Source organism: Halolamina sp. CBA1230 (assembly GCF_002025255.2).
In the GTDB taxonomy this organism is placed as follows: Archaea; Halobacteriota; Halobacteria; order Halobacteriales; family Haloferacaceae; genus Halolamina.
Genome location: NZ_CP054587.1, coordinates 2648399 through 2671246, shown reverse-complemented (window position 1 = coordinate 2671246; position 22848 = coordinate 2648399). Strand labels below are relative to the sequence as shown.

20 protein-coding genes are annotated in these 22848 nt (G+C 68.2%); 9 read left to right on the top strand and 11 right to left on the bottom strand.

The features are described 5' to 3' along the window. The 6 genes from B4589_RS14005 to B4589_RS13980 form a co-directional block, all read right to left on the bottom strand. Positions 1-1044, bottom strand: coding sequence for an ABC transporter permease (locus B4589_RS14005; RefSeq protein ID WP_079234846.1), 1044 nt, complete (start codon positions 1042-1044; stop codon positions 1-3). Then, positions 1041-2039: an ABC transporter permease gene (locus tag B4589_RS14000; protein WP_079234845.1), complete on the bottom strand. Its 999-nt coding sequence runs from the start codon at positions 2037-2039 to the stop codon at positions 1041-1043. Before B4589_RS14000 ends, B4589_RS14005 begins: the two co-directional genes overlap by 4 nt. Next, positions 2040-3695 carry an ABC transporter substrate-binding protein gene (locus B4589_RS13995; protein ID WP_176330531.1) on the bottom strand — a complete coding sequence of 552 codons (1656 nt, stop codon included), beginning with the start codon at positions 3693-3695 and terminating at the stop codon, positions 2040-2042. A 183-nt stretch (positions 3696-3878) separates the two neighbouring features. Continuing rightward, positions 3879-6134: an NADP-dependent malic enzyme gene (locus tag B4589_RS13990; RefSeq protein ID WP_079234844.1), complete on the bottom strand. Its 2256-nt coding sequence runs from the start codon at positions 6132-6134 to the stop codon at positions 3879-3881. Positions 6135-6233: 99 nt separating this feature from the next. After that, complete coding sequence (locus B4589_RS13985) at positions 6234-7337, bottom strand: Xaa-Pro peptidase family protein (RefSeq protein ID WP_079234843.1); 1104 nt, start codon at positions 7335-7337, stop codon at positions 6234-6236. 56 nt (positions 7338-7393) lie between these two features. Further along, positions 7394-7804, bottom strand: coding sequence for an SHOCT domain-containing protein (locus B4589_RS13980; RefSeq protein ID WP_176330530.1), 411 nt, complete (start codon positions 7802-7804; stop codon positions 7394-7396). A 105-nt stretch (positions 7805-7909) separates the two neighbouring features. On the opposite strand from B4589_RS13980, the gene B4589_RS13975 reads away from it, so the two are divergent. Both B4589_RS13975 and B4589_RS13970 read left to right on the top strand, forming a co-directional pair. Then, on the top strand, positions 7910-8752 hold the full coding sequence (locus B4589_RS13975; protein ID WP_079234842.1) for a heme A synthase: 843 nt from the start codon (positions 7910-7912) through the stop codon (positions 8750-8752). A gap of 43 nt (positions 8753-8795) precedes the next feature. Next, positions 8796-9275 (top strand): hypothetical protein, encoded by a 480-nt coding sequence (locus tag B4589_RS13970; protein ID WP_079234841.1) that lies wholly within the window; start codon positions 8796-8798, stop codon positions 9273-9275. A 3-nt stretch (positions 9276-9278) separates the two neighbouring features. Here B4589_RS13970 and B4589_RS13965 read toward each other — a convergent pair whose 3' ends face one another. Next, positions 9279-10715, bottom strand: a complete 1437-nt coding sequence (locus B4589_RS13965) for a replication factor C large subunit (protein ID WP_079234840.1) — start codon at positions 10713-10715, stop codon at positions 9279-9281. Positions 10716-11274: 559 nt separating this feature from the next. On the opposite strand from B4589_RS13965, the gene B4589_RS13960 reads away from it, so the two are divergent. Both B4589_RS13960 and B4589_RS13955 read left to right on the top strand, forming a co-directional pair. Further along, positions 11275-11910, top strand: a complete 636-nt coding sequence (locus B4589_RS13960) for a GNAT family N-acetyltransferase (protein ID WP_079234839.1) — start codon at positions 11275-11277, stop codon at positions 11908-11910. Positions 11911-11915: 5 nt separating this feature from the next. Next, complete coding sequence (locus B4589_RS13955) at positions 11916-12578, top strand: GNAT family N-acetyltransferase (protein ID WP_079235246.1); 663 nt, start codon at positions 11916-11918, stop codon at positions 12576-12578. Positions 12579-12584: 6 nt separating this feature from the next. Here B4589_RS13955 and B4589_RS13950 read toward each other — a convergent pair whose 3' ends face one another. Together B4589_RS13950 and B4589_RS13945 are read right to left on the bottom strand one after the other, a co-directional pair. Continuing rightward, a complete protein-coding gene (locus B4589_RS13950) occupies positions 12585-13085 on the bottom strand; it encodes a GNAT family N-acetyltransferase (RefSeq protein WP_079234838.1) in 501 nt (166 codons plus the stop codon). A 53-nt stretch (positions 13086-13138) separates the two neighbouring features. Continuing rightward, the gene (locus B4589_RS13945; RefSeq protein WP_079234837.1) at positions 13139-13777 is read right to left on the bottom strand and encodes a metal-dependent hydrolase; all 639 of its coding nucleotides are present in this window, start codon (positions 13775-13777) and stop codon (positions 13139-13141) included. Positions 13778-13902: 125 nt separating this feature from the next. On the opposite strand from B4589_RS13945, the gene B4589_RS13940 reads away from it, so the two are divergent. The 4 genes from B4589_RS13940 to hmgB all read left to right on the top strand — a co-directional run bounded on the left by B4589_RS13940 (position 13903) and on the right by hmgB (position 19067). Then, entirely contained in the window at positions 13903-14754 is an 852-nt protein-coding gene (locus B4589_RS13940; RefSeq protein WP_079234836.1) for a TatD family hydrolase, read from the top strand. Between the two features lie 82 nt (positions 14755-14836). Then, positions 14837-15424, top strand: coding sequence for a DUF2150 family protein (locus B4589_RS13935; RefSeq protein WP_079234835.1), 588 nt, complete (start codon positions 14837-14839; stop codon positions 15422-15424). Positions 15425-15476: 52 nt separating this feature from the next. Next, positions 15477-17666: a hypothetical protein gene (locus B4589_RS13930; protein ID WP_079234834.1), complete on the top strand. Its 2190-nt coding sequence runs from the start codon at positions 15477-15479 to the stop codon at positions 17664-17666. A gap of 63 nt (positions 17667-17729) precedes the next feature. After that, positions 17730-19067 carry a hydroxymethylglutaryl-CoA synthase gene (hmgB, locus tag B4589_RS13925; RefSeq protein WP_079234833.1) on the top strand — a complete coding sequence of 446 codons (1338 nt, stop codon included), beginning with the start codon at positions 17730-17732 and terminating at the stop codon, positions 19065-19067. Positions 19068-19486: 419 nt separating this feature from the next. Here the strand turns inward: hmgB and B4589_RS13920 are convergent, their stop codons facing one another. After that, positions 19487-20431, bottom strand: a complete 945-nt coding sequence (locus B4589_RS13920) for an aminopeptidase (RefSeq protein ID WP_079234832.1) — start codon at positions 20429-20431, stop codon at positions 19487-19489. 96 nt (positions 20432-20527) lie between these two features. Here B4589_RS13920 and B4589_RS13915 point away from each other — a divergent pair, with 96 nt between their 5' ends. Then, the gene (locus B4589_RS13915; RefSeq protein WP_079234831.1) at positions 20528-21559 is read left to right on the top strand and encodes a type II glyceraldehyde-3-phosphate dehydrogenase; all 1032 of its coding nucleotides are present in this window, start codon (positions 20528-20530) and stop codon (positions 21557-21559) included. A 2-nt stretch (positions 21560-21561) separates the two neighbouring features. Here B4589_RS13915 and B4589_RS13910 read toward each other — a convergent pair whose 3' ends face one another. After that, the gene (locus B4589_RS13910) at positions 21562-22791 is read right to left on the bottom strand and encodes a phosphoglycerate kinase (protein WP_079234830.1); all 1230 of its coding nucleotides are present in this window, start codon (positions 22789-22791) and stop codon (positions 21562-21564) included. Positions 22792-22848 lie beyond the last annotated feature (57 nt).

The window sequence follows — 22848 nt, the reverse complement described above, 5'->3', positions numbered from 1 at the left end:
TCAGACACCCCCCTCCCCCTCGATACCGGGGTCCAAGGCGTCCCTGAGCCAGTCGCCGACGAGGTTGACGCCGATCACCGCGAGCACGATCGCCAGCCCGGGAACCGTCGCGATCCACCAGGCCGTCGAGAGATAGCCGCGTCCCTGGGAGATGTCGAACCCCCAGGAGAGCGTCGTCCCCGAGAACCCGAGGAAGGAGAGCGAGGACTCGAGCAGGATGATCGCCGCGACCTGGATCGTCGCGAGCACGAGGATCGGCGTGATCGCGTTGGGCAGGACGTGCCGGCCGATGATCCGGGTGTCGCTGGCCCCCAGCGCGCGGGCGGCCTTGACGTACTCCTCCTCGCGGATCGAGAGCGCCTCGCCGCGGGCGATCCGGGCGAACCACACCCAGTTCACCAGGCCGACGACGACGATCACCGTCCCCGGCAACACGAAGGAGTCCGGCATTCCCGTCGGTAAGCCCAGGGCTTGCCGGACGGGGTCGACGAGCCCCAACGCGACGAACGGGTCGGGCACGTCGACGGCTGCCCGGCCCCAGAGACCGATCAGCGAGATCGCGAGCACCAGCGAGGGGAACGCCAGCGACACGTCGGCAAAGCGCATCAGCGCGTCGTCGACCCGGCCGCGGTAGAACCCCGCGACGAGGCCGACGCTCACCCCGAGCAACGCCGCGAGCACGGTGCCAAGCAAGCCGACCATCATCGACGTGCGGGCGCCGTACACCGCGCGGGAGTAGACGTCCTGTCCGAGCGAGTTCGTACCGAGCGGGTGGCTCGCGGTAGCGTTGATCTCCACCGTCTCGTTGACGATCTGGAGCGAGCCGTTGACCATCTCCGAGGAGGTCTCCTCAGTCGTCCGGCTGAAGCCCAGCGGCGGGAGGTTGTTCTCGTCGAGGTTCTGGTTCGTCGGGTTGTGCAGCGCGATAAACGGTGCGAACGTCGCGACCAGGATCATCGCCAGCACGAGCACGATACCCAGCTTCGCGAGCGCGCTCGATCGCAGCTCTTTCTTGAGGTTTCGGAGCGTTCGTGGAGAGATCATTCGGCGACCACCTGTGGGTCGAGATACGCGTAGATGGCGTCGACGACGAGGTTCACGATCACGAAGCCGGAGCCGATCACCACGAGCGTCGCCTGGAGGATCGGCCAGTCACGCGCGTTGATCGCGTTGATCAGCGTCGTGCCCAGCCCCGGCCACGCGAACACCGACTCGGTGATGACCGCACCGCCGATCAGCGTGCCCAGCTGGAGGCCGAGCACGGTGATCACGGGGATCAGCGTGTTCCGCAGCGCGTGCTTGTAGCGGACCATCGACTCGGGCAGCCCCTTCGCGCGGGTCGCCCGGACGTACGACTGACCCAGCTCCTCGAGCATCCCCGAGCGGGTGAGTCGGGTGATCAGCGCCGTGAAGTACGTCCCCAGCGTCACCGCGGGGAGCGTGATATGCCGGAGCCACTGCCACATGGCGTTGGCGCCGGGGCCGGGGCCCTGGTTGAGCAGGATCCGGAACGCCTCGGCGAAGCCGAACGCGCGGCCGCTGGTCGGGAAGATCCCGAACTGCACGGAGAGCAGCAGGATCAGCATGATCCCCAGCCAGAAGTTCGGCGTCGAGATCCCCACCAGCGAGAACGTCGTCGCCGCGTAGTCGGCGGGCTCGTGGCGCCGGGTCGCGCTGATCACACCAAGCGGGATCGAGAGCCCGATGGCGATGATACTGCTCACGACCGCGAGCTCGAGGGTCGCGGGCAGCTTCGAGAACACCATCTGGCTCGCCTCGATCCCCGAGATGTAGGAGTAGCCCATGTCGCCCTGGAGCAGCTCCCAGAGGTAGTCGAGATACTGGACGTACAGCGGCTGGTCAAGTCCCAGCTCTTCCGCGATCCGTTCGCGAAGCTCGGGGCTGGCGTCCAGCGGCGCAACCGCGTCGACGGCGCTCCCCGGCGTGATGAACCGGAGCATGAACACGATCGTGACCACACCCCAGACCACCACGACGCCCTGCAGCCCCCGCTTCAGCAGGAACCGACCGTAGGACATCTACTCTTCGCTGGGCAGGCTCTGGGCCTCCGAGACGAGCCGGTCGAACTCCTCGTTGGACCAGCTGGTGAGGTTCCCGTCGCTGGTGAGCAGCGGGATCAGCGTCTGGCTCGCGTCGAACGTGGTGTTCCCCCAGCCGAGCAGGTACCAGTGGGGGCTGGTCTCGATATCCCCGTCGGTCACCTCGCTGGCCAGCGCCTGGAAGTCACGCTGGTTCACGCTCGCGGTGACGTTCTCCAGGTCGTCGAGGTAGCCCGCGACCGCCTGGGCGATCTGGACGTCGTTGAGGTAGCGCCCCACCGGCGTGTGGAGCTCCACTTCGACGCCCCCGTACCCCGACTCCTCGACCAGCGTCTCGGCCTGATCGGGATCGTACGGGTACGGGTCGAGATCCCCGTTGTAGCCGAAGTAGCCGTCGAGCGTGGGCTGGCCGGTCTGGTCGCCGAACGTGCTCAGCACGTTCTCGACGATGCTCTCGAGGTCGATCGCGTAGTTGACCGCCTGCCGGAACTCGGCGGAGTCGAACGGCTCCACGTCGTAGCGCATCGCGTTGAAGATGACGCGCGTCGACGGCGCCGCGGCGATGCTACTGCTGTCGTTCTGCTCCACCCGGCTCACTTCCTGTGGCGGGACGTTGACGATGATGTCCGACTCCTCGGAGAGCAGCGAGTTCACGCGCGTGCTCGACTCGCTGGAGGCACGCATCGTCAGCGTGCTGATCTCCGCGGCCTCCTTCCAGTAGTTGTCGTTGCGGTTGAACACCACTTCGACACCCTGCTCGTAGGTCTCGAGCACGAACGGCCCGGTTCCGTCCATGTTCTGGTTGATGTAGGAGCCCTCGTTGGACTGGACCCACGACTTGTTCATGATCGGGCCGTAGCTCGCGAACAGCGAGAACACGATGGGGTTGAGCCCGCTGCTCATCACGTCGACCGCGCGCTCGCCGTCGACGACTTCGGCGCCGGTGACGCCCGCGAGCTGGTCCTGCTGGGGGCTGGCGATGCCGACCTCGGGGTCGACGATCCGGTTGATCGAGTACGCCACGTCCTCGGGCGTGAGGTTGTCCCCGGAGTGGAACGAGACGCCGTCGCGGATGTGGAACCGGACGCGACCGTTCTCCTGCCGGCTGTAGTCGTCGGCCAGCGATTCGAGGATACCGCCCTCACGGTCGCGGTCGAGCAGCTTTTCGTACGCCTGCATCACGATGTTGTCCGTCGGCGTCGCGCGGTGGTCCTGCGGGTCGAGCCCGCTGTCCATCTGGGACTGGTTGATCACCACGTCGTCGCCGTCGTCGTTCGCCGGCGTGATCGCGTACGCGTCGATGAACTCGTCGGCGCGGGCCTGCCACTCGATGTCGTCGCTCTTGCCGTACACCGAGTACTGGCGGTTGAGGAACACCCACGGCGCCTGCTCGTGGGCGACGCGGTTCGCCCGCTGGAGGTAGCCGTCGCGGGTCTCCGGCTCCGGCCGCTCGGTCGCCGTCTCCCCGGGCTCGGTCGGTTCGTCCGTCGGCTCGTCGGTGCCGCCACCCGGCTCGTCGGTGCCGGTTTCAGTGCCGCCACCGCCACCACAGCCGGCGACGGCAGTCGCCGTCGCCGCGCCCGCGAAGCCGAGGAACTTCCGTCGACTCACGTCCGCGCTGTCTTTGTCAGACATAGGCAGTCGGAAGAGGCGGATTAACTTATACCCTGTGCCACGCACGCATACACCAATCCGTCCACGGGCGGTGGAACACGTCGGGAATCCGTCGGGATGACCCGGAAGTAAAAGCGGCTGTTTATCCTAAACCCGGCGGAAACGGAGTCGGTTGCCGGTTGACGCGGGGACGTGGCGGCCGCTCTACTCCGCCTGTGCGTCGACGGCGGCGACGCCCGCGAGGTTGACGATGTCCTTGACCTCGTCGCCGCGCTGCATCACGTGGACGGGCTCGTCCATGCCCACGAGCATCGGCCCGATCGCCTCCGCGCCGCCGAGGCGCTGGAGCAGTTTGTACGCGATGTTGCCGGCCTCCAGGTTGGGGAAGACGAGCACGTTCGCGGGCTCGTCCAGTTCGGAGAACTCGTAGGTATCCGTCAGGATCTCCTCGACGACCGCGGTGTCAGCCTGCATCTCGCCGTCGACGGGGAAGTCCACCGCGGGATCGTTCCGCAGGGTCGCGGCGGCGTCGCGGGGTTTGGCGGTCCCCTCGTTCTCGACGGAGCCGAAGTTGGAGTACGACAGCAGCGCCGCCCGCGGTTCGACGTTGAAACTCCGGGCGAGCTCGGCGGTGTGCTTGGTGATCTCCTCGAGCACTTCCTCGCTTGGGTCCTGGTTCACCGTCGCGTCGGCGATGAACACCACGCGGTTCTTGAACGTCAGCATGTACACGCCGGCGGCGTAGTCGGCGTCGTCGGCGGTGCCGATCACCTCGAGCGGCGGGCGCAGCGCCGACGGGTAGTGGTGGGTCAGCCCCGTCAGCAGCGCGTCGGCGTCGCCCTGCTCGACCATCGCGCTCCCGAGGTAGTTGGTGTCCCGGCGGATCAGTTCGCCCGCCTCGCTCCGGGTGACGCCCTTGCGCTGGCGGAGCTCGTACAGCCGGTCGGCGTACGCCTCGGTCTCGTCGACGCGGGGGTCGACGATCTCCGGGGTGAAGTCGAGCCCGAGATCGGCGGCGATCGTCCGGATCTCGTCGCCGTTGCCGAGCAGCACCGGGTCACCGATGCCCTGCTCCTGGATCTGGGCGGCGGCGCGGACCATCTTCTCGTCGGTGCCCTCCGCGAGCGCGATGCGCTGGTCGGTGCTTTTCGCCTTGTTGAGCACGACCCGCATCATCTCCCGGGACTTGCCCAGCCGCGCCTCCAGCTTCTCGGAGTAGGCGTCGACGTCGATCTCGGTGCGGGCGACGCCCTCGTCCATCGCCGCCTCGGCGACGGCGGGCGCGACCTCGAACAGCACGCGCGGGTCGACCGGTTTGGGGATGACGTACTCCGGCCCGTACTGGAGGGGCTGGTCGCCGTACGCCTTCACGACCGCGTCGGGGACGTCCTTCCGGGCGAGTTCGGCCAGCGCCTCGGCGGCGGCCATCTTCATGTTCTCGGTGATGCTGGTCGCGCGCACGTCCAGCGCGCCACGGAACAGGAACGGGAACCCAAGCACGTTGTTCACCTGGTTCGGGTAGTCCGAGCGCCCCGTCGCCATGATCACGGTGTCGTCCCGGGCCTCGCGGGCCGCCTCGTAGCCGATCTCCGGCTCGGGGTTGGCCATCGCGAACACGATCGGGTCCTCGGCCATCGACTGCACCATCTCCTGGGAGACGATACCGCCGACCGAAAGCCCGACGAACATGTCCGCGCCGTCCATCGCGTCCGCGAGGTCGCCCTCGGGCAGGTCGCGGGCGAACTCCTTCTTGTACTCGTTCACGTCGTCGTTCGCGGCGCGCTGTTCGGTGATGATCCCCGAGGAGTCACACATGGTGATGTTGTCGGGGTCGGCGCCGAGTTCGACGTAGAACCGCGCGGTCGCCAGCGCCGACGCGCCGGCGCCGGAGAACGTGATCTCCATCTCGGAGATCTCCTTGTCGAGGACGTCGACCGCGTTGAGCAGCCCCGCGCCGCTGATGATCGCCGTCCCGTGCTGGTCGTCGTGGAACACGGGGATGTCCATCGACTCCCGGAGCCGCTGCTCGATCTCGAAACACTCCGGGCCAGCGATGTCCTCGAGGTTGATCCCGCCGAAGGTGGGCTCCATCGCCTCCACGGACTGGCAGAACGCGTCGACCTCCGCCTCGTCGAGTTCGATGTCGAACACGTCGATGTCGGCGAAGCGCTTGAACAGCACGCCCTTCCCCTCCATCACGGGTTTGGAGGCCTGTGCGCCGATATCACCGAGCCCGAGCACGGCCGTCCCGTTCGAGACGACGCCCACCATGTTCCCCTTCGCGGTGTACTCGTAGGCGCGGTCCTCGTCCTCGTCGATGTCGCGACACGGCGCCGCGACGCCGGGCGAGTACGCCAGCGAGAGGTCGCGCTGGGTGTTCGTCGGCTTCGTCGTCGATATCTCGATCTTGCCGGGCGGATCGGACCGGTGATACTCCCGGGCGTCGTCGTCGAGTCCCATACGCCCGCCCAAACCCGGCGGCGTCAAAAGTCTATCCACCTCCGTCGTAACCCGATTCGACGAACGTCGAACACGCAGTGTCACGAACGGCGGCGACGATCAGGGCGCGTACGGCGCGTGCCGTTCGACGGTCAGGTCGAACCCGACCGCCTCGGCGTCGAACGTGGGCCAGTTCGGCGTCGCAGTCAGACACTCGAAGGGCTCATCGCCCGACGACACCAGGTACGTGTCCTCGCTGCGCGCGCCGCCGACGACGGGGTTGTACGCGTACCCCATCGGCGCCCGCACGTCCTGGTCCGCCTCGGGTGCGGCCAGCCACTCGCGGCGGGCGAACCCCGCCGCGCCGCCCTGCTCGCCGTCCTCCCAGGCGTCCGGGAAGCCGAGTTCGGCGTACGCCTCCCGGATCGCCGCGAACACGTCGCCCGCGTCGCCGCCGGAGTCGACCGCCTCGTGGGTCGCCGCGAGCGCGGTCGCCTCGGCTCGCGCCGCCGACCGGAACTGCTCCTCGAAGCGCTCCGGGGGGTCGAACGCGACGGTTCGCGTGAGCGAGGCGTGGAGGCCCCGGCGCTCCGCGGTGACGGTCACCACCGCGTAGTCGCCGAGCTCGTCGGCGCCCGCCGGCGGGGAGTGGTACGCTTCGGCTCGCTCGCTGCCCGCGACTCGCACGACCGGCGCGGACATCTCGCCCGAGGAGAGCGCGATCCGCAGCGCCGACGCTGCCTCGTACTCGGCGTCATCAGGTCCGAGTTCGCGGCAGACGCGCTCGACCGCGGCGGCGGTCTCCTCGGCCAGCGAGCGGTAGCGGTCCACGTCGTTCGGGACGAGCGGCTGGCGGAGCGCGCCGGCGTCGATACGGTCCAGTCCGGGAACGTCGAAATCGGCCGCACCTGCGCCGGGCGATTCCCGGGCAACGGCCTCGGCCAGCGACTCGTGCCACGGGACGGGCTCGACGGCGAACGTGTCGGGGAGCTCCTCGTCCGCGATGCGTTCGGCGTCGCCGGCGGGTGCGACCGCGCGGAACGCGGGCGTGTCGCCGGAGACGTACCCCGCGGCGGCGACGCCGACGCCGTCCTCGCGGGCCGGGGCGTTCCGGCCGCCGGTGAGCCACGCGAACGCGTTCGGCCGGGCGAACCAGACGGCGTCGTGGCCCGTCGCCGCCAGATAGTCGTCGAGGCGTGCGGCGCGGGCGTCGAGGTCGACCATACCGGCGCTGGCGGCGGCGGCGACTTCAACGCGCCGAAGGAGTACGGGACGCTGGGCTATCGCTCGACGGCCATCTCCCGCTCGGAGTCGGTCGTCGTCTCACCCTCCGTCTCCAGCAGGGCGTCGAGACGGCGCTCGAACTCCGCGTCGTTCAGCTCGCCCTCGGCGTAGCGCCGTCGGAGCGTCTCGACCGGGGTTTCGACGGACTGGTCGGCGTCCGTCTGCTCCCCCGGGGCGGCTTCGGGGGCTGCTGCCGCCTGTCTGACGACGCCCATCGTCAGGTGTGTCGCGACAGTGAGCGAGAGGAGGGCGGGCAGTAGCAGGAGGATCGCCGTCACCCCACCGCTGCCCGTCAGTCCGAACAGACTGAGTAGCAGTACAGGCACCCCGACGAACGCGGCGACGACGGCGACCAACGTCCGTCCGAGCGGCGATGGAGGGGCGTACTCGTGGACCGTATCGTACATGTGGGGTAGTTCACGTGAGTCCACATAGTTCCTGTGGGCTCGAAAACGACGGAACACCGTCCCCCAACGGAACCCACAAGTGCGCCCGAACCCGACTCTCGGTGAATGAAGCGTCCCAGCTACCGGCGGTTCGCCCTGTTCACCACGGCACTCACCGGGGTACTGGTCGCGCTCGGCGTCTACACCGCGGCGACGGGCTCCGGGCTGGCGTGCTCCCAGCAGTGGCCGCTGTGTGACGGGGGTGTGCTGCCACAGACGGTCCCGAGCTTCATCGAGTGGTTCCACCGCCTCGTCGCGATGATCACCGGGTTTGCGATCGTCGGCGTCGTCGCCGCCGCGTGGCGCGGCGACCAAGGTCGGCGGACGGCGCTGTACGCCACCGCCGCGCTCGTGCTGCTGCCGTTCCAGATCTCGATCGGCGCGATCACGGTGACGCTCAACGGCGCGATCCCGTGGGGGTACTCGGTGCCGACCCACGCCGCCCACCTGCTGTTCGCGCTGCTGATCTTCACCGCGCTGACGCTGTCGACGATCACCGCCTACCGCGGCCACTACGAGCGCTCGCTGTTCGACCGGAGCCGGCTCGCCGTCGGCGCCGCGCTGCTGTTGATCCCCGCGAACTACCTCGTCAGCCGAGTGAGCCCGGTTATCGACTACGGCCCGTTCGCACAGGGGGCGTTCGCGCTGACCGCGCTCGCGGCGTTCGCCGCGCTGGTCGCCGCCGCCGTCTGGCTCCCTGAGACGTCGCTCGCGCGCTACCGGCCGGGCGTGTTCGTCGCCGGGGCCGCGGTGTTCCTCGTGACGCTGCTCGGTCGGGATCTGGTGGTGTACACCGACGAGGCGCGCCTCGTCAACGGCCTGCTCTACCTCGTCGCGTTCGCCGCCGTGGCCGTCGTCGCCTACGCCGCCCGCGGCGGGTCCGGCGAGGATCGATCCATCCCGGCGTAACTGCCCCGCAATCCTCTTCTCCCCGCCCCGTCAGCGTTCGCCCATGCAGCGGTCACGCCGCGCCGTGCTCGCCGCCGTCCCGGTCGCGCTCGCGGGCTGTGGCCGATCGCTCCGGGAGAACACCGTCCCTGGCGGGCTCGACGTCCGGAACCGCCGGAGCGAAGCGGTCACCGTCTCGGTCCGGGCGGCGCTGCTGCCCGAACTCGAGGAGAACGACGGCGACGGTGTCGGGATCACGGAGTCGCCGACTGCGACGCCGGCGACGCCGCGGGACGCGGATCTCGACGACCCCGCTGCGAGCGGCGAGTACCGTGTCGGTCCCGAGAGCGAGCGTCGCGTCCCCGACTTCTTCCCGCAGGGCGGCCGCTGGGCGTTCGAGGCCGTCGTCGACGACGAGGACGTGGACGGCGACCGCACCCGGATCGTCCTCCACACCGCGCTCCCCGGCCCAACGGGGGCCGACACGATGCTGGTCACCGTCCGGCGACGGCGCGTGACCGCGCGGGCGACGACCGTCGACTGAGAACTAGACGAAGTCCGAGAGGCCCGCCTGCGAGTCGTCCGACTCCTCCTCCTCGGGCTCGGCTTCCGCTGGCTCCTCCTCGGGGGCGGGCTCCCCGTTTTCGCTCTCTCCCTCGTCCTCGCGCTCCGGGAGGTCGCCAGCGAACGCGCCGCCGGCGTGTTCCTCCAGTTCGTCTTCGCGGAGTTCCTGTGCGTCCTCGACGATCCCTTGGACCTTGTTGGTGGACTCGCCGCTGCCCGACACCGCCGCGAGCTCCGCCTCGTCGAACTCGAAGTACGCCGTCACGGCGACGGCGAGTTCGCGCGGCTTGCAGTGGTGGATCATCGCCGAGAGGAACGGCAGTACCTCCCGCCGGGCGGTCTCGATGCTCAGCCCGCCCGAGACCGCGATCTTCCGGCAGATCTCGTCGATCGTCGCGTCCGAGGAGGGCCACATCTGCGGGCGGCCGCCGTACTGGGTCCAGCCGCCGTAGGTGTCGTCGCGGGAGGCGGCGACGCCCGCGGCGACGTTGTCGGTGACGTAGCGCCAGTAGGCGTACTCCTGTGTGGCCTGCACGCGGCCGAGCCAGCGGTCGGCGTTGGCGACGAACTCGTAGGCCCGGACGGTCTCCCGGGGTTCGTACACCTTCATCACCTTGTCCTCGACCCACGCCGTGAGGTCGTCCGGCGTCTCGTCGGCGTCGTAGGCGACGTGGAGCGCGTCCTGCGCGCTCTCCTCCTCTTTCAGGATCGCGTCGAGGACGGTGAAGATGCCGGCCGTCGTGTCGCGGTCGCCCGTGACCACGTCCTCGACGGTAAGGTGGTCTCTCCCCTCCGCCGTCGCTTGGAGGTCCTTCACCGCCCCGCGGAGGTCGCCGCTGTTGGCGTCGGCGATGCGCTGGAGCGCGTCGCTCTCGAACTCGATCCCCTCCTTCCGGCAGATGTCCCGGAGGACGGGGACGATCGAGCGCGCGGAGACGTCCCGGAACTCGATCTCCCGGCAGGCGTTCCGGAGCCCGCGGCTCATCTCGTAGAACTCGTTGGCGATGAGGACGATCGGCTGGTTCGCTTCCTTCACTAGCTCCGTGATCGCCCCCGCGCCGCCGCGGTCGTAGTTGCCGTGGATGTTGTCAGCCTCGTCGACGATGATCAGCTGTCGGCCTCCCTCGTCGGTCGCATCGCCACCCAGCGTCTCGTTGCGCGCCGCACGGCCGGCGAACCGCTCGATCTTGTCGGCGGTGCGCTGGTCGGAGGCGTTGAGTTCGACCGTCTCCCAGCCCATGTCCGACGCCAGCGCGTGAGCCGCCGAGGTCTTCCCCACGCCGGGGCTGCCGTGGAGGATCACCGCCTCCCGGTGATCGTCCCACGTCCGCCCCCACTCCTCGAAGGCGTCGCGGGCTTTGTCGTTCCCCCGGACCGCCGAGAGCGTGTCGGGCCGGTAGGACTCCGTCCAGTCAGCCATTACCGGAGGGAGGTGGCTGGCGTGGTTAGTTGTTCCGGAGCGTGGGTGTTGGGTGGTTGTTCTCGTGACGGTGATCGGTCTGTTTCCCCGACAACGACCGCTACCGCGACCACCCTCGAAGCATGGCCACTTGCGACCGCACAGCCCACACTCTCGCGGCTTCACCGCTCGCTTCGAGACGGTTTACCGCTCCCGATGGTCGCGTTTTCCCGTCTCGCTGCCTCCCCACCCGATTCGCTCGGGCTTCGCCCTCGCTCATCCCTCGCGCTGCGCGGCGTCACGAGGACGCCGCGGATTCGCGCCACCGCCCAGCCAGACGGGTGCTCGGAAAGCTACTCCCCGTCCACGTTCCGCGTCAGCGCAGACAGCACGAACGAGATGAGCCAATGGCGCCGGCGTAGTCGTGGGTGAACGCGTCGTCGAGGCCGGCGAGTGCGCTGGGTGCGGCCATCGTGGGGCGGTTCGACAGCTATCGCATGAACCGTTCGGTGGTGCGACGTGTGCGACCGCCCCCCAAAGCCGAGGTAGGTTTTTTCAGTCCGCTCACGTCTCACCGAGTATGTTCCCCGCGATCATCGAGACCGAACGGCTCAGACTGGAGCCCCGGACGCCCGAATACGTCGACACGTTCGCCCTCTACGAGCACTGCAAGCAGGGCGCGCCACACATCGACGAGATCACCGAGTACCTGCCGTGGGAGCCCCACGCCACCCCCAACGAGACCGCGGAGTTCCTCGAACGCGGCGTGGAGGGGCGCGAGGAGCGCGAGGGGATCGACTACGTGATCCGACCGCGCGAAGGCCAAGAGGGGGCTGACGAGATCGCCGGCTTCGGCGGCCTCACGCTCGACTGGGACACCGACAGCGCCGAACTCGGGACGTGGCTCCGGAAGCCGTTCTGGGGGCGCGGCTACTCGGCCGAGCGCGCGCTGGCGCTGGCCGAACTCGCCTTCGAGCAGCTCGACCTCGAACTGGTGGCGGTGACCCACGACGTCGACAACGAGCAGTCGGCCCGGGCCATCGAGAAGTACATCGAGCGCATGGGCGGCCGTCGTGAAGGAACGCTGCGGAACTTCCACGCCGGCGACCCGCCCGTCGACGTCGTCCGCTACAGCGTCACGCAGTCGGAGTACCGCGACGCCGACCCCGAGCAGGAGGTGACGTTCCTCGACGGCGAGGGGGAGCCCTGGCCGTGAGCGACCTGTTCCCCGAGACGGTGGTGACCGACCGTCTGCGGCTGGTTCGGGCCGACGCCGACGACGCCGACGCGCTCGACCTGTACGAGCACTGGCACGCGGGCGCCCCGAACATCGAGGAGACCACCGAGTACGTCACGTGGAGCCCGTACGACCACCCCCACGGCGTTGCCGAGACGCTGGCGGACGTGGCCGACAGCGCCGAGGACGGTGAGGGAGCGATGTACCTCCTCCGTCCCCGCGAAGGGGAGGACCGCGAAGAGCGACGCTCCGCTGGCAGCCGGGCGGAGCCCGGCGACGACGAGTTCGCCGGGACGGCGGGGCTGTTCGTCGACTGGGACTCTAGGGTCGGCGGCCTCGGGATGTGGCTCCGGAAACCGTTCTGGGGGCGGGGGTACTCCGGCGAGCGTGCCGACGCCCTGCTGGCGCTGGCGTTCGACCGGCTGGATCTGGATCTCGTCCGGGTCTCACACCTCCCCGAGAACGAGAACTCCGAGCGCGCGATCACGAAGTACGTCGAGCGCCACGGCGGCCGCCGAGCGGGGCGGTTCCGGAACCGCGTGGCGTTCGACGACGGGAGCGTTCACGACACGATCGAGTACTCGGTCAGCCAGCGGGAGTGGCGCGAGGCCGACGGCGCCGAGACCGCCGTCGAGTTCCGGGAGTAAGCTCCCTCAGAGCTCCCGGGCGACCATCTCGCCCCAGTGCTCGAAGCCGTGGCGCTCGTAGAACGCCCCCGCCCGGTCGTTCTCGCGATCCACGTCGAGCACGAGTCGGTCCAGCGGCAGATCCTGATCGCGGGCGAGGGAGACGGCGGCGTCCATCAGGTCGTCGGCGACGCCCGTCCCGCGGTGATCGGGCGCGACGTAGATCTCGTTCAGGACGGCCGCGTCCCAGATGAAGCGGTGGCTCTCGGGGAGGACGAAGACGTAGCCGGCGACGGTGTCGGTGGTGTCCGCGTCCGCCTCGACCGCCACGGTCACACACCGCGGGTCCGCGTCGACACAGCGCTCGACCCAGTCGAACCACTCATCGCGGTACTGGGCGTCGAGTTTCCCCTCGTACTTCCCCTGTTTCTCCTCGCTGCCGGTGTCGCTGCCGAGGCCGAGCTCGAACGCGCGCTTGCAGTCCCAGAGCCCCTCGGCGTCGTCGGGGTCGTACGGGCGGATCTCCATGGACCGAGTGACGCCCGCCCGCTGTTGAGCCTGTCGCTCCCTCTCGTCACCGGTCAACGCCCGCGGGTCTGCCACGAGCGAACGCTCACCGTCGCCGCCGCGAGCCCGACGAGCATGAGCTGCCAACCCGCGGTCACGAGCGGGAACACCCGCTCGGTCGGCCCGTCGTCGGCCTGCCACGGGGTCGGGTCCGCGCCGGTGCTGTACCGCGTGTTCTCGGTCGTCGACGGCCGCGAGGTCTCCTCCGGGGTCGGCGAGAGGTCGACGAACGTCTGGACGATCCCCTCCGTCGTCGAGAGCGTTAGTTCGCCGTCGACCGTGTAGAACTGGTCGTGGAGCGGCCAGAGCGCGTTGACGCCGTTGGTCACCATGTCGGGAAGGATCCCGCCAGCGAGAAGTGCTGCGACCGCGACGCCGGCGACGTAGCTGGCGTCCGCCCCCCTGCGCTCGCGGAGCCACGAGCGGTCGCGCCGCGCGTCGGCGTAGATCACGGCACCGAGCAGTGCCGGGAGGAACAGCGTGTGCAGCGCCGAGCGGTGGGCCCCCGCGATCACGGGTGCGAGGAAGGAGTCCAGATCCGGGACCGCCGCGGCGACGAGCACGACCGCGATGGCTTTCGGCGTGAACCGGTCACCCAGCAGCGCGGCGCCGACGAGGCCGCCGACGGCGACGTGGACCAGCGTCGAGGGCACGTGTGAGGGTGCAACACACACGGGTATAGCGTTTGCGCCGGGCGGGATCGCCCCGTCGCCGGATCCGCCCCCGCCGACGAACCGACAAGACAGCGTTCAAGGGCCGCTCGCCCCGTCGTCCGGGTATGGACGAACTCGACACGCCGGTGCTGGACAACCACCTCCACCTCGACCCGGAGCACGGGCAGGGGATGGAGGCCGTCCGGGAGTTCGAACACCTCGGCGGCACCCACCTGCTCGTCGTGAACAAGCCCTCGTGGCACCTCGGCCCGGTGCCGAGCGAGCGGGCCGACTTCCGCCGGGCGTTCGAGGCGACGATCGACGCGGTCGCCGACGCGAACGAGATCCTGCCTGGGAAGGCCTGGCCCGTGCTGGGCGTGCACCCCGGCCTGATCAGCCACCTCGTCGACGAAGGGTACGAGCCGGAAGCGGCACGAGACCTGATGCAGTCCGGCCTGGATCTCGCCGCCGAGTACGTCGCGGACCAGCGCGCGCTGGCGCTCAAAACCGGGCGCCCCCACTACGAGGTCAGCGACGCGGTTTGGGACGCCTCGAACGCGGTGCTCAAACACGGGCTCGCGCTGGGGGCGGAACACGACTGCGCGGTCCAGCTCCACACCGAGGGCACCGACGACCTGACCGAGGTCGCGGAGTGGGCCGAGGAGCGCGGGCTGCCCGCCGAGATGGTCGTCAAACACTACGCCGGCGGCGAGCTCGCGGGCCCGACGCCGAGCGTGATGAGCGAGAAGGACCGCCTCCGGACGGCTGCGGGGGCGGGTGAGCCGTTCCTGATGGAGACGGACTTCGTCGACGACCCCGACCGGCCGGGCGCGGTGCTGGGGCCGAAAACCGTCCCGCGGCGCGTGCGGTGGCTGTTGGAGGAGGACCACGACGACGCAGTCGAGAACGCCCACGTCGAGACGCCCGAACGCGTGTACGGGATCGACACCGAGGCGACGCTCGCCCGCGGGGAGTAGCCCCGAGATGCCGGTTCGGGGCGGGGCCCCGAGCGCCGACGGATAGGAAAACCCTTTGCGTCGTCGGGGAGCACATGGGGGCATGACCGACGAAGACGAGCCGGTGGAGACGTTCTACACCGAGGAGCGCTGGCAGAACTGGATCGACCGCCTGAAGGAGGAGGATCTGGACCTCGAGGACGAGGACTCCGCCCGCCTCCTGATGAACCTTCAGGAGGACACCGCCATCGCGGTCGCGAAGGTGATCGAGGCGTACGAGGACGACCAGATCGACGAGGAGCGCGCCCACGAGGAGCTCTCGGAGATGCAGGAGATCGTGCTCGCCGAGGCGCCGCTCGAGAACGAGGAGAAGGCGATGCTGATCGAGAGCGTCCAGATGAGCCTCGAGGTCGTGTTCTACGCCGCCCAGGAGTACCTCGCCGCGGGCGCGGCCGACGAAGCCAGCGTCGAGGAGTACGTCGACGCCGCCGCCGACGCCGAGGCCGAGGAGGATATCGACACCGCGATCGGCTACATCGTCCAGGCCGGGACGCGCGTGATCGACGGCGAGGAGATCGACCCCGCGCTGGCCGACGAGATGGAGTACGGGCTGGTGGCGGAGTGGATCAACGGGCTGGAGTCGCTGCAGAACGCGCTTGCCTCGCCCGAAACCGTCGAGGAAGAGGACTGAACCGTACTTCGAGGGGGAGAGCTTTATCCCCCCGGCGGTCGCTGATTCGATAATGCGGTTCTGGGACGACGATCGGGCGCAGTCGATGCAGGTTGGCGCCATTATCCTGTTTGGCTTCCTGATCGTCGGGATGGCGACGTTCCAGACGACTGTCGTTCCCGGACAGAACGCCGCAATCGAGTTCGATCACAGTCAGACGGTACAGTCCGACATGCAGGATTTCCGGGGTAACCTGTTCCGGGCTGTCGACACTGGTCTTCCCCAGCCGACGCAGGTCACACTCGGAACACGATACCCCAATCGGCTGCTGTTCGTCAATCCGCCGCCACCCAGCGGCCGGCTCCAGACCGTGAACGAGCCAAACGTCACGATGAACGTCTCCCTCGAAGACGGGAGCGGAACACTGCCGATCAGTGGCGAACACGAGAACGCAAAGGAGTATTGGGAGAGTCAAGGCCTCTCGTACAACACGACGAAAGTCGTCTACTCCCCCGACTATGCGGAGTACGATAACGCCCCGGAGACGGTGTACGGTAACAGTGTCGTGTACAACGCTTTCGAGAACGGCCACACGTCGACACTGACCAGTCAGAACCTCGTCCAAGGAAACACGCTCAACCTCTTCGCCCTTCGGGGGGAGCTGTCAGCGACACGAGCCGGAGCTTACACGGCCGATATCCGATCCGTGAGTCAGACTGCACGAACGGTGACCGTCGAGGCGAGCGACGGTGACCCAGTGTTTCTGAACATCACGTCACGGCTCTCGGGGGCGACGTGGAACAGCGACGCGCTCCTCGGAAACGAAGCGAACGCGACGGTCACGGCATCCGATCGGATCAACGGGAGCGAGTACAATCGAACGACGATCAAACTGAACAAGACGTATCGGCTCCGCGCGGGGGCCATCGGTATCGGCTCGTTAGCCGAGAGTGAAGTCACGACAGAAGCGGCGTACCTCGTCGTCGATGAGAGAAGCGCTTCGAGCGTCACAGTCGAAGTTCGGGACAAGTTCAACAACCCAGTGACCGGGGAACGCGTGTCGAGTTCCCTCGGCGAGGACCGTACAACCGACGAGAGCGGCCAAGTCACGTATCAAGGGATATCGGCCGACACCGTCGAGGTGTGGCTGACCGGAAGCGAACGGAACGACTGGGAGGAACTCACGGTCGAAGTTTCGGGTTCGGACGATCCGTCCCCGCCGAGCGACACGGATACGTATGAAGTGAGCTGGGCAACACGATCGGGTGATCTTCCGGCTGGTGTGACCTACGACACCGGGCAGGATCGCCTCGAAGTGAACCGCTCCGTAACGGGGGCGACTGTCCCACTGAACGGAACGGTGTCAGCGTACGACGAACGAATTCCTGGGATGCCGGTTACTCTCGCGACGAACGGTTCCGCAAACACGGCCTTCGAGTCAAACAATGCGAACACTGACAGCGACGGAGAGTTCAGCGGTACGCTCGAGGTGCCCGAAAACGGAACGAGTCGGATTCTCGCGAGTTCGGGGGATGGAGTTGGATCCGAAACGGTGTACATCTACGGCGATGATTCGGACGCTGGATCCGAATTGCCCGCAGACGCCGTTGCGTTCGCCGACGCCGACGGGGACGGAACGTACGACGATGGCGAAGAGACGTACACGGCGTCCGATTTCGAGGGAGGATTCGATGAACAAGTCGATCTCGTCATCGCGAGGGGCCTGAGTCAGAACGGCTACGACGTGAGAGCGGACACGATCACGATCCAGGACGGCGCGAGGGTCGAAATCCCCAGCTACGGCGATACGACGTTCAGTGCGAGAAACGGCGAACTCCGCGTCGCGGGAACGATCGACACGTCCGCAGCAAATGGTCAGCAGGTTACTCTCGAAGGAACCTCGGTCGACCTGACCGACGGCACAGTCGAAGCCGCCGGAAAGATCACAGTACGGTCGACGAGCGGTGACCTCGTCGCGGACGACAGTCTCCTCGACGTGACCGCCGGTAGTCAGCAAGACATCACTCTGGGCACGTCGAACGAACTCTCGCTTGAAAACGCGAGACTGATCGGTGATCAGTACAGTGACTTCGTCGGCGAACGGCCGAGCAGAGGGAGCACCGTCTACGTCGATGGCGCAGTGTTCGAACGCGGGAACGGTGATCCCAAGGAGTTCGACGTGAACCCCGGTGACAGACGGGGGAACGGACAGCAACCGCCCCAGAACGTCGAGGGGACGCCAGAGAAAGGGACCGTCGTCTGAGTTTCGACACGCAACGTAACCCTCATCGACAAACCCAAATAGCCAACCGCCGCACACGACACCATGACTACGGTCGGCATCGACGCCGTCGAGATCTGGGCGGGCAAGTGCAAACTCGACCTGCCGGGCACGTTCGCTCCCGAGAAGGAGGAGGATCCGGCCAAGTACCGCAAGGGGCTGGGGCTGGAGAACTCCTCGTTCCCGGACACCTACGAGGACATCGTCACGATGGGTGCCAACGCCGCCAAGCGGCTGATGGACCGTAAGGGGCTCGAGCCGGACGACATCGGCCGCATCGACGTGGCGACCGAGTCCGCGTTCGACAACTCCAAACCCGTCTCCACGTACATCGCGGGCTGTCTGGAGGAGGTGTACGACGGCGACTTCCACCACGCCAACAAGGGCGAGCGGAAGTTCGCCTGTATCGCCGGCACGCAGTCGATCGACGACGCGTACAACTGGATCAAGGCCGGGCGCAATCGGGGCCGCTCGGCGATCGTCGTCGCGACCGACACCGCGCTGTACGCCCGTGGGTCCAGCGGCGAGGCGACCCAGGGCGCCGGCGCGGTGGCGATGCTGATCACCGAGGACCCGAGCCTCGTCGAGCTCTCGACGGAGCAGGGGTACGGCAGCGCCGACGAGACGGACTTCCTCAAGCCGAACCAGCAGTTCCCGAGCGTCGACGGAAAGCGCTCGATGCAGGTGTACCTCGCCCGGATGCGCGAGGCCGTCGAGGACTTCGAGTCCGTCGCGTGGGACATGCATCCCGACGACTTCACGTACATCCCGTTCCACACGCCGTTCCCGGGGATGGTTAGGAAGGCCGGCCTGCTGGGCTACCGGCACATGATCCGCGACACGGAGATCGAGGACGAGCTCGCCGGCGAGATCGGCCGCCAGCCCCGCGAGGGCGAGTTCGACGACCGCGAGGCCTACGAGGAGGCGATCCGCGACTACATGGACGACCTGAAGCGCACCGACGCCTACCAACAGTGGTACGCCGACACGATCGAGCCGACGCTGTCGATCGCCCGCGAGGTCGGGAACTGGTACACCGGCTCGGTCCACGTCGCCCGGGCGAGCGCCCTGAAGCAGGCCGCCGAGGAGGGTCGTGACCTGGCCGGCGAGAAGCTACTGGTCGGCTCCTACGGCTCGGGCGCGCAGGCGGAGATCCACGCCGAGACCGTCGCCGACGGCTGGGAAGAGGAGATCGCGGAGCTAAACATCGACGGACAGCTCGAGGACCGCTACGACCTCGACTTCGAGGAGTACGAGCAGATCCACGACGTCCACAACCACGACATGACCGTCGACGTCGAGGAGTTCACGACGCCGGACGGAGAGTTCGTGTTCGCCGGGCGCGGCCGGATGAACGAACGGCTGTACGAGTACGTGGAGTAACACCAGTCACGGCGCGTGACCTGTGCCGACCTCCGTGTCGGCACCACGAAACTCGATGCCGTGACTGTGTAGCGGTCGGCACGCGACCGACGACGACCTCCGTGTCGTCGTCGGGGACCGTACGCCGACCGCGTATGGAGTAACACCAGTCACGTTCACGGGAGCGAAGTGGTTCGAGAGAGCTTCGCTCTCTCGTCATGTCGTCAGAACTCTTCGAGTTCTGACTGCTAACCGGAAATCTCTGATTTCCGGTGATGCCGAGAGGCGCAACGCGCCTCTCGTAGCACTCCCGTTAGCCAACCAGAAATCTTTGATTTCTGCTGACGGTGCGTGACCTGTCGCGGCCTCTGTGCCGCGACCACGGAGCCCATACCGTGACTGTGTAGAACCAAAACGGCGAGTGACTGCCGCGCGATCCCTCACTCGGGCAGACTGATCTCTTCGCCGTCGGCGTACACCGTCGGCGCGCGGAGGATGCCGTCGAGGTGGATCGGCGCCTCGGTCTCGCCGCCAATCGAGGCGTTGTCGCCGATCGCGATGTGGACCGTGCCGGCGGCCTTCTCGTCGAGCAGCACCGAGCCCACCAGCTCGTCGACGCCGACGTTGGTGCCGATGCCCAACTCGGCGACGTTGGTCGCGGCGTCGCCGACCTCCTCGCGGGCGGCGTCGACGTCCTCCCGAACCGCCTCGTCGGAGAGGTGAGTGACGTGGCCGTCCTCGACCTCGAAGCGGAGTTCCTGCTCGTCGGCGAGCAGCCCGTGGGGCATCATCGTCCCGTCGACGACGAACGTCCCCTCGGCGCTCTCGGGGGCGACGAACACCTCGCCCGCGGGGAGGTTCGAGAAGCTCCCCGGCTCGCGGACCATCCCGGTGTCCTCGTGCCACTCGCGATCGCCGACCGCGAAGGTGATGTCGGTGCCGGCGGGGCTGGTGACGCGGACCTCGTCGGCGTTCTCTACCTGTTCAAGCACGTCCGCGCAGTGCGCTGCGATCGCCTCGTAGTCGGCGTCGAGCCCCTCGACCATCACGCGCTCGGTGATCCCGGGCAGCGTCGCGCCGCGTGCGCCCGCCTCGCAGGCGGCCGAGCGAGCGCGGGTGTGCGAGAGGCTGCGCGTCGTCGGCGCGAGGAAGGCGTCGGCGGCCTTCATCGCCGCCGCGACCGGTTCCGGGGGTTCCTGGCCGTGCTGGTCGCCCGGCGGGTACTGGAGAAACGTCGCGTCGTCGGTGGTCTCGGCCGCCACCTCGTAGAGTGCTTCCGCGATGGAACGGCGCTCGTCGTCGGTCACGATCGCGATCGACTCCCCGGCTCCGAGGTCGAGACACTGGTGAATCGCCGTCTCGGCGGCGTTACGGAGTTCAGTCACGGGCGCGGGTTCGCCCGAGGCGCGAATAGGTCTTGCGACGGCGGGCAGTCGCGAGGAACCGCCGCCTACTTATCCGCCAGCGTCCCACTTACGGGCATGACCCAAGTCGGTGTGGTCGGCTACGGCACCATCGGGAAACGCGTCGCCGACGCGGTCGCCGCACAGCGCGACATGGAGATCGTCGGCGTCGCCAAGACGTCGCCCAACTTCGAGGCCGAAGCGGCCGTCTCGAAGGGGTACGATCTCTACGCCGCGGTCGAGGAGCGCCGCGGGCTGTTCGACGAGGCGGGCGTTCCCGTCGCGGGCGACCTCGACGACCTCGTGAGCACCGCCGACGTGATCGTCGACGCCACCCCCAGCGGCATCGGCGCCCAGAACAAGGAGGTGTACGAGGCCCACGACACACCCGCGATCTACCAGGGCGGCGAGGACGCCGACGTGGCCGACACGTCGTTCAACGCCCGCGCGAACTACGAGGACGCGGTCGGCGCCGACCACGTCCGCGTGGTCTCCTGTAACACGACCGGGCTCTCCCGCCTGCTCGCGCCGCTGCGCGAGGAGTACGGCGTCGAGAAGGCCCGCGTCACGCTGGTCCGTCGTGGGGGCGACCCCGGCCAGACCGGCCGCGGCCCGATCGACGACATCCTCCCCGACCCCGTCTCGCTGCCGAGCCACCACGGCCCGGACGTGAAGACGATCTTCCCCGACATCGACATCGACACGCTCGGGCTGAAGGTGCCGGCGACGCTGATGCACATGCACTCGGTGAACGTCACCCTCGAGAGCGACGCCGACGCCGCGGACGTTCGCGAGCTGCTGGCCGAGGAGTCCCGGCTGTTCCTGGTCCCGGAGTCGGCGGGCATCGACGGCTCGGGCAAACTCAAGGAGTTCGCGCTCGACTCCGGCCGCTCTCGCGGTGACATCTGGGAGAACAGTATCTGGGCGGAGTCGATCGCCGTCCGCGGGAACGACCTCTACCTGTTCCAAGCGATCCACCAGGAGTCCGACGTGGTGCCCGAGAACGTCGACGCGATCCGCGCGGTGACCGACTCGGCGAGCAAAGCCGAGAGCATCGCGACCACCAACGAGACGCTCGGGATGGGGCTGGGCCGAACGTTCGAGCGGTAACGCTACTCGGGCCGGTTCGCTTCCAGCGCCTCGACAGCGACCAGCGGCTCGCCCGTGAGCGCGCGGATGTACGCGCCGCCGGCGATCGAGACGTGGGAGAAGTCGGATTCGTCGAGCCCGTACATCCCGACCGCGCGGGAGGTGTCGCCGCCGCCGACGACCGAGAAGCAGTCGGTGTCCGCGATGGCGTCGAGCACCTCGACGGTGCCGTCGGCGAAGCGTTCGTCCTCGAACACGCCCATCGACCCCTTCACGAACACGGCCTCGCTGTCACCCACGATGTCGCGGTAGGTGTCGATCGACGCCGAGCCGATATCGAGAAAGGAGGTGGTTTTCTCGTCGATCTGCCAGAGCGCGATCTCGGCGCGCCCGCCGTACTCGTTCTCGTAGGCCAGATCGAGCGGGAGGTGTATCTGGTCGCCGCGCTCGTCGAGCACCGAGCGGATCGTCTCCTCGTTCTCGGCCCACTGCTCGTCGTAGCGGTTCGAGTCGCCGACGTCGTAGCCGACGGAGTGGCCCGCCGCCCGGAGGAACAGTTCGCCCGCGATCCCGCCCAGACAGAACGCGTCGACGCGGTCGCCGATGGCGTCCATCACCTGGATCACGTCAGTTGCCTTTGTCCCGCCGACGACCATCGTCACTCGGCCGTCGAACTCGCGGGTGGCGATGGCGGAGTTGGCCTCGTACTCCGTCTCCATCACCCGGCCGGCGTAGGCGGGGAGGACGTACGGGAACCCGACCAGCGAGGCGTGCCCGCGGTGGGCCGCGGAGTAGGCGTCGTTGACGTACGCGTCCGCCGCCTCCGCGAGACGGGTGACCAGCCGCGACTGCGCGTGGTGCTCGGGGTCGCGGTCGGCGAGCTCGTCGTCGTCCATCCGGACGTTGTCGAGCAGCAGCACCTCGCCGGGCTCGGCGGCCTCGATCGCGTCGACGGCGGTCTCCCCGCAGATGTCGTCGACGAACCGCACGTCGCGGTCGAGGTGGTCGCCGAGCACGCCGGCGTGCTGGTCGAGATGCGTGAAGTCGTCGCGGCCGGGACGGCCCTGGTGGGCCAGACAGATCACTCGGTGGCCGGCGTCGGCCAGCTCGGCGACGGTGCGGGCGTGGCGCTCGAACCGACGGTTGTCCTGGACCGTTCCGTCCTCGATCGGGGAGTTGAGGTCGAGGCGAACCAACACCCGTGCTTCCGAGAACTGCTCGGCGAGCGCGTCGAGCGTCGCGAAAGAGGCCATCGTCGCGCGGTTGGATCCATCCACACTTCAAACCGATCGGTTCGGCGCAGCCGACGG

What these genes read in the sequence shown, in the direction of transcription:
- B4589_RS13975 (WP_079234842.1), top strand. Translation starts at nt 7,910, where the DNA reads ATGAAGCGTCCCAGCTACCGGCGGTTCGCCCTGTTCACCACGGCACTC.
- B4589_RS13930 (WP_079234834.1), top strand. Translation starts at nt 15,477, where the DNA reads ATGCGGTTCTGGGACGACGATCGGGCGCAGTCGATGCAGGTTGGCGCC.
- B4589_RS14005 (WP_079234846.1), bottom strand. Translation starts at nt 1,044, where the DNA reads ATGATCTCTCCACGAACGCTCCGAAACCTCAAGAAAGAGCTGCGATCG.
- B4589_RS13985 (WP_079234843.1), bottom strand. Translation starts at nt 7,337, where the DNA reads ATGGTCGACCTCGACGCCCGCGCCGCACGCCTCGACGACTATCTGGCG.
- B4589_RS13965 (WP_079234840.1), bottom strand. Translation starts at nt 10,715, where the DNA reads ATGGCTGACTGGACGGAGTCCTACCGGCCCGACACGCTCTCGGCGGTC.
- B4589_RS13970 (WP_079234841.1), top strand. Translation starts at nt 8,796, where the DNA reads ATGCAGCGGTCACGCCGCGCCGTGCTCGCCGCCGTCCCGGTCGCGCTC.
- B4589_RS13995 (WP_176330531.1), bottom strand. Translation starts at nt 3,695, where the DNA reads ATGTCTGACAAAGACAGCGCGGACGTGAGTCGACGGAAGTTCCTCGGC.
- B4589_RS13935 (WP_079234835.1), top strand. Translation starts at nt 14,837, where the DNA reads ATGACCGACGAAGACGAGCCGGTGGAGACGTTCTACACCGAGGAGCGC.
- B4589_RS13990 (WP_079234844.1), bottom strand. Translation starts at nt 6,134, where the DNA reads ATGGGACTCGACGACGACGCCCGGGAGTATCACCGGTCCGATCCGCCC.
- hmgB (WP_079234833.1), top strand. Translation starts at nt 17,730, where the DNA reads ATGACTACGGTCGGCATCGACGCCGTCGAGATCTGGGCGGGCAAGTGC.
- B4589_RS13980 (WP_176330530.1), bottom strand. Translation starts at nt 7,804, where the DNA reads ATGTACGATACGGTCCACGAGTACGCCCCTCCATCGCCGCTCGGACGG.
- B4589_RS13940 (WP_079234836.1), top strand. Translation starts at nt 13,903, where the DNA reads ATGGACGAACTCGACACGCCGGTGCTGGACAACCACCTCCACCTCGAC.
- B4589_RS14000 (WP_079234845.1), bottom strand. Translation starts at nt 2,039, where the DNA reads ATGTCCTACGGTCGGTTCCTGCTGAAGCGGGGGCTGCAGGGCGTCGTG.
- B4589_RS13950 (WP_079234838.1), bottom strand. Translation starts at nt 13,085, where the DNA reads ATGGAGATCCGCCCGTACGACCCCGACGACGCCGAGGGGCTCTGGGAC.
- B4589_RS13910 (WP_079234830.1), bottom strand. Translation starts at nt 22,791, where the DNA reads ATGGCCTCTTTCGCGACGCTCGACGCGCTCGCCGAGCAGTTCTCGGAA.
- B4589_RS13915 (WP_079234831.1), top strand. Translation starts at nt 20,528, where the DNA reads ATGACCCAAGTCGGTGTGGTCGGCTACGGCACCATCGGGAAACGCGTC.
- B4589_RS13960 (WP_079234839.1), top strand. Translation starts at nt 11,275, where the DNA reads ATGTTCCCCGCGATCATCGAGACCGAACGGCTCAGACTGGAGCCCCGG.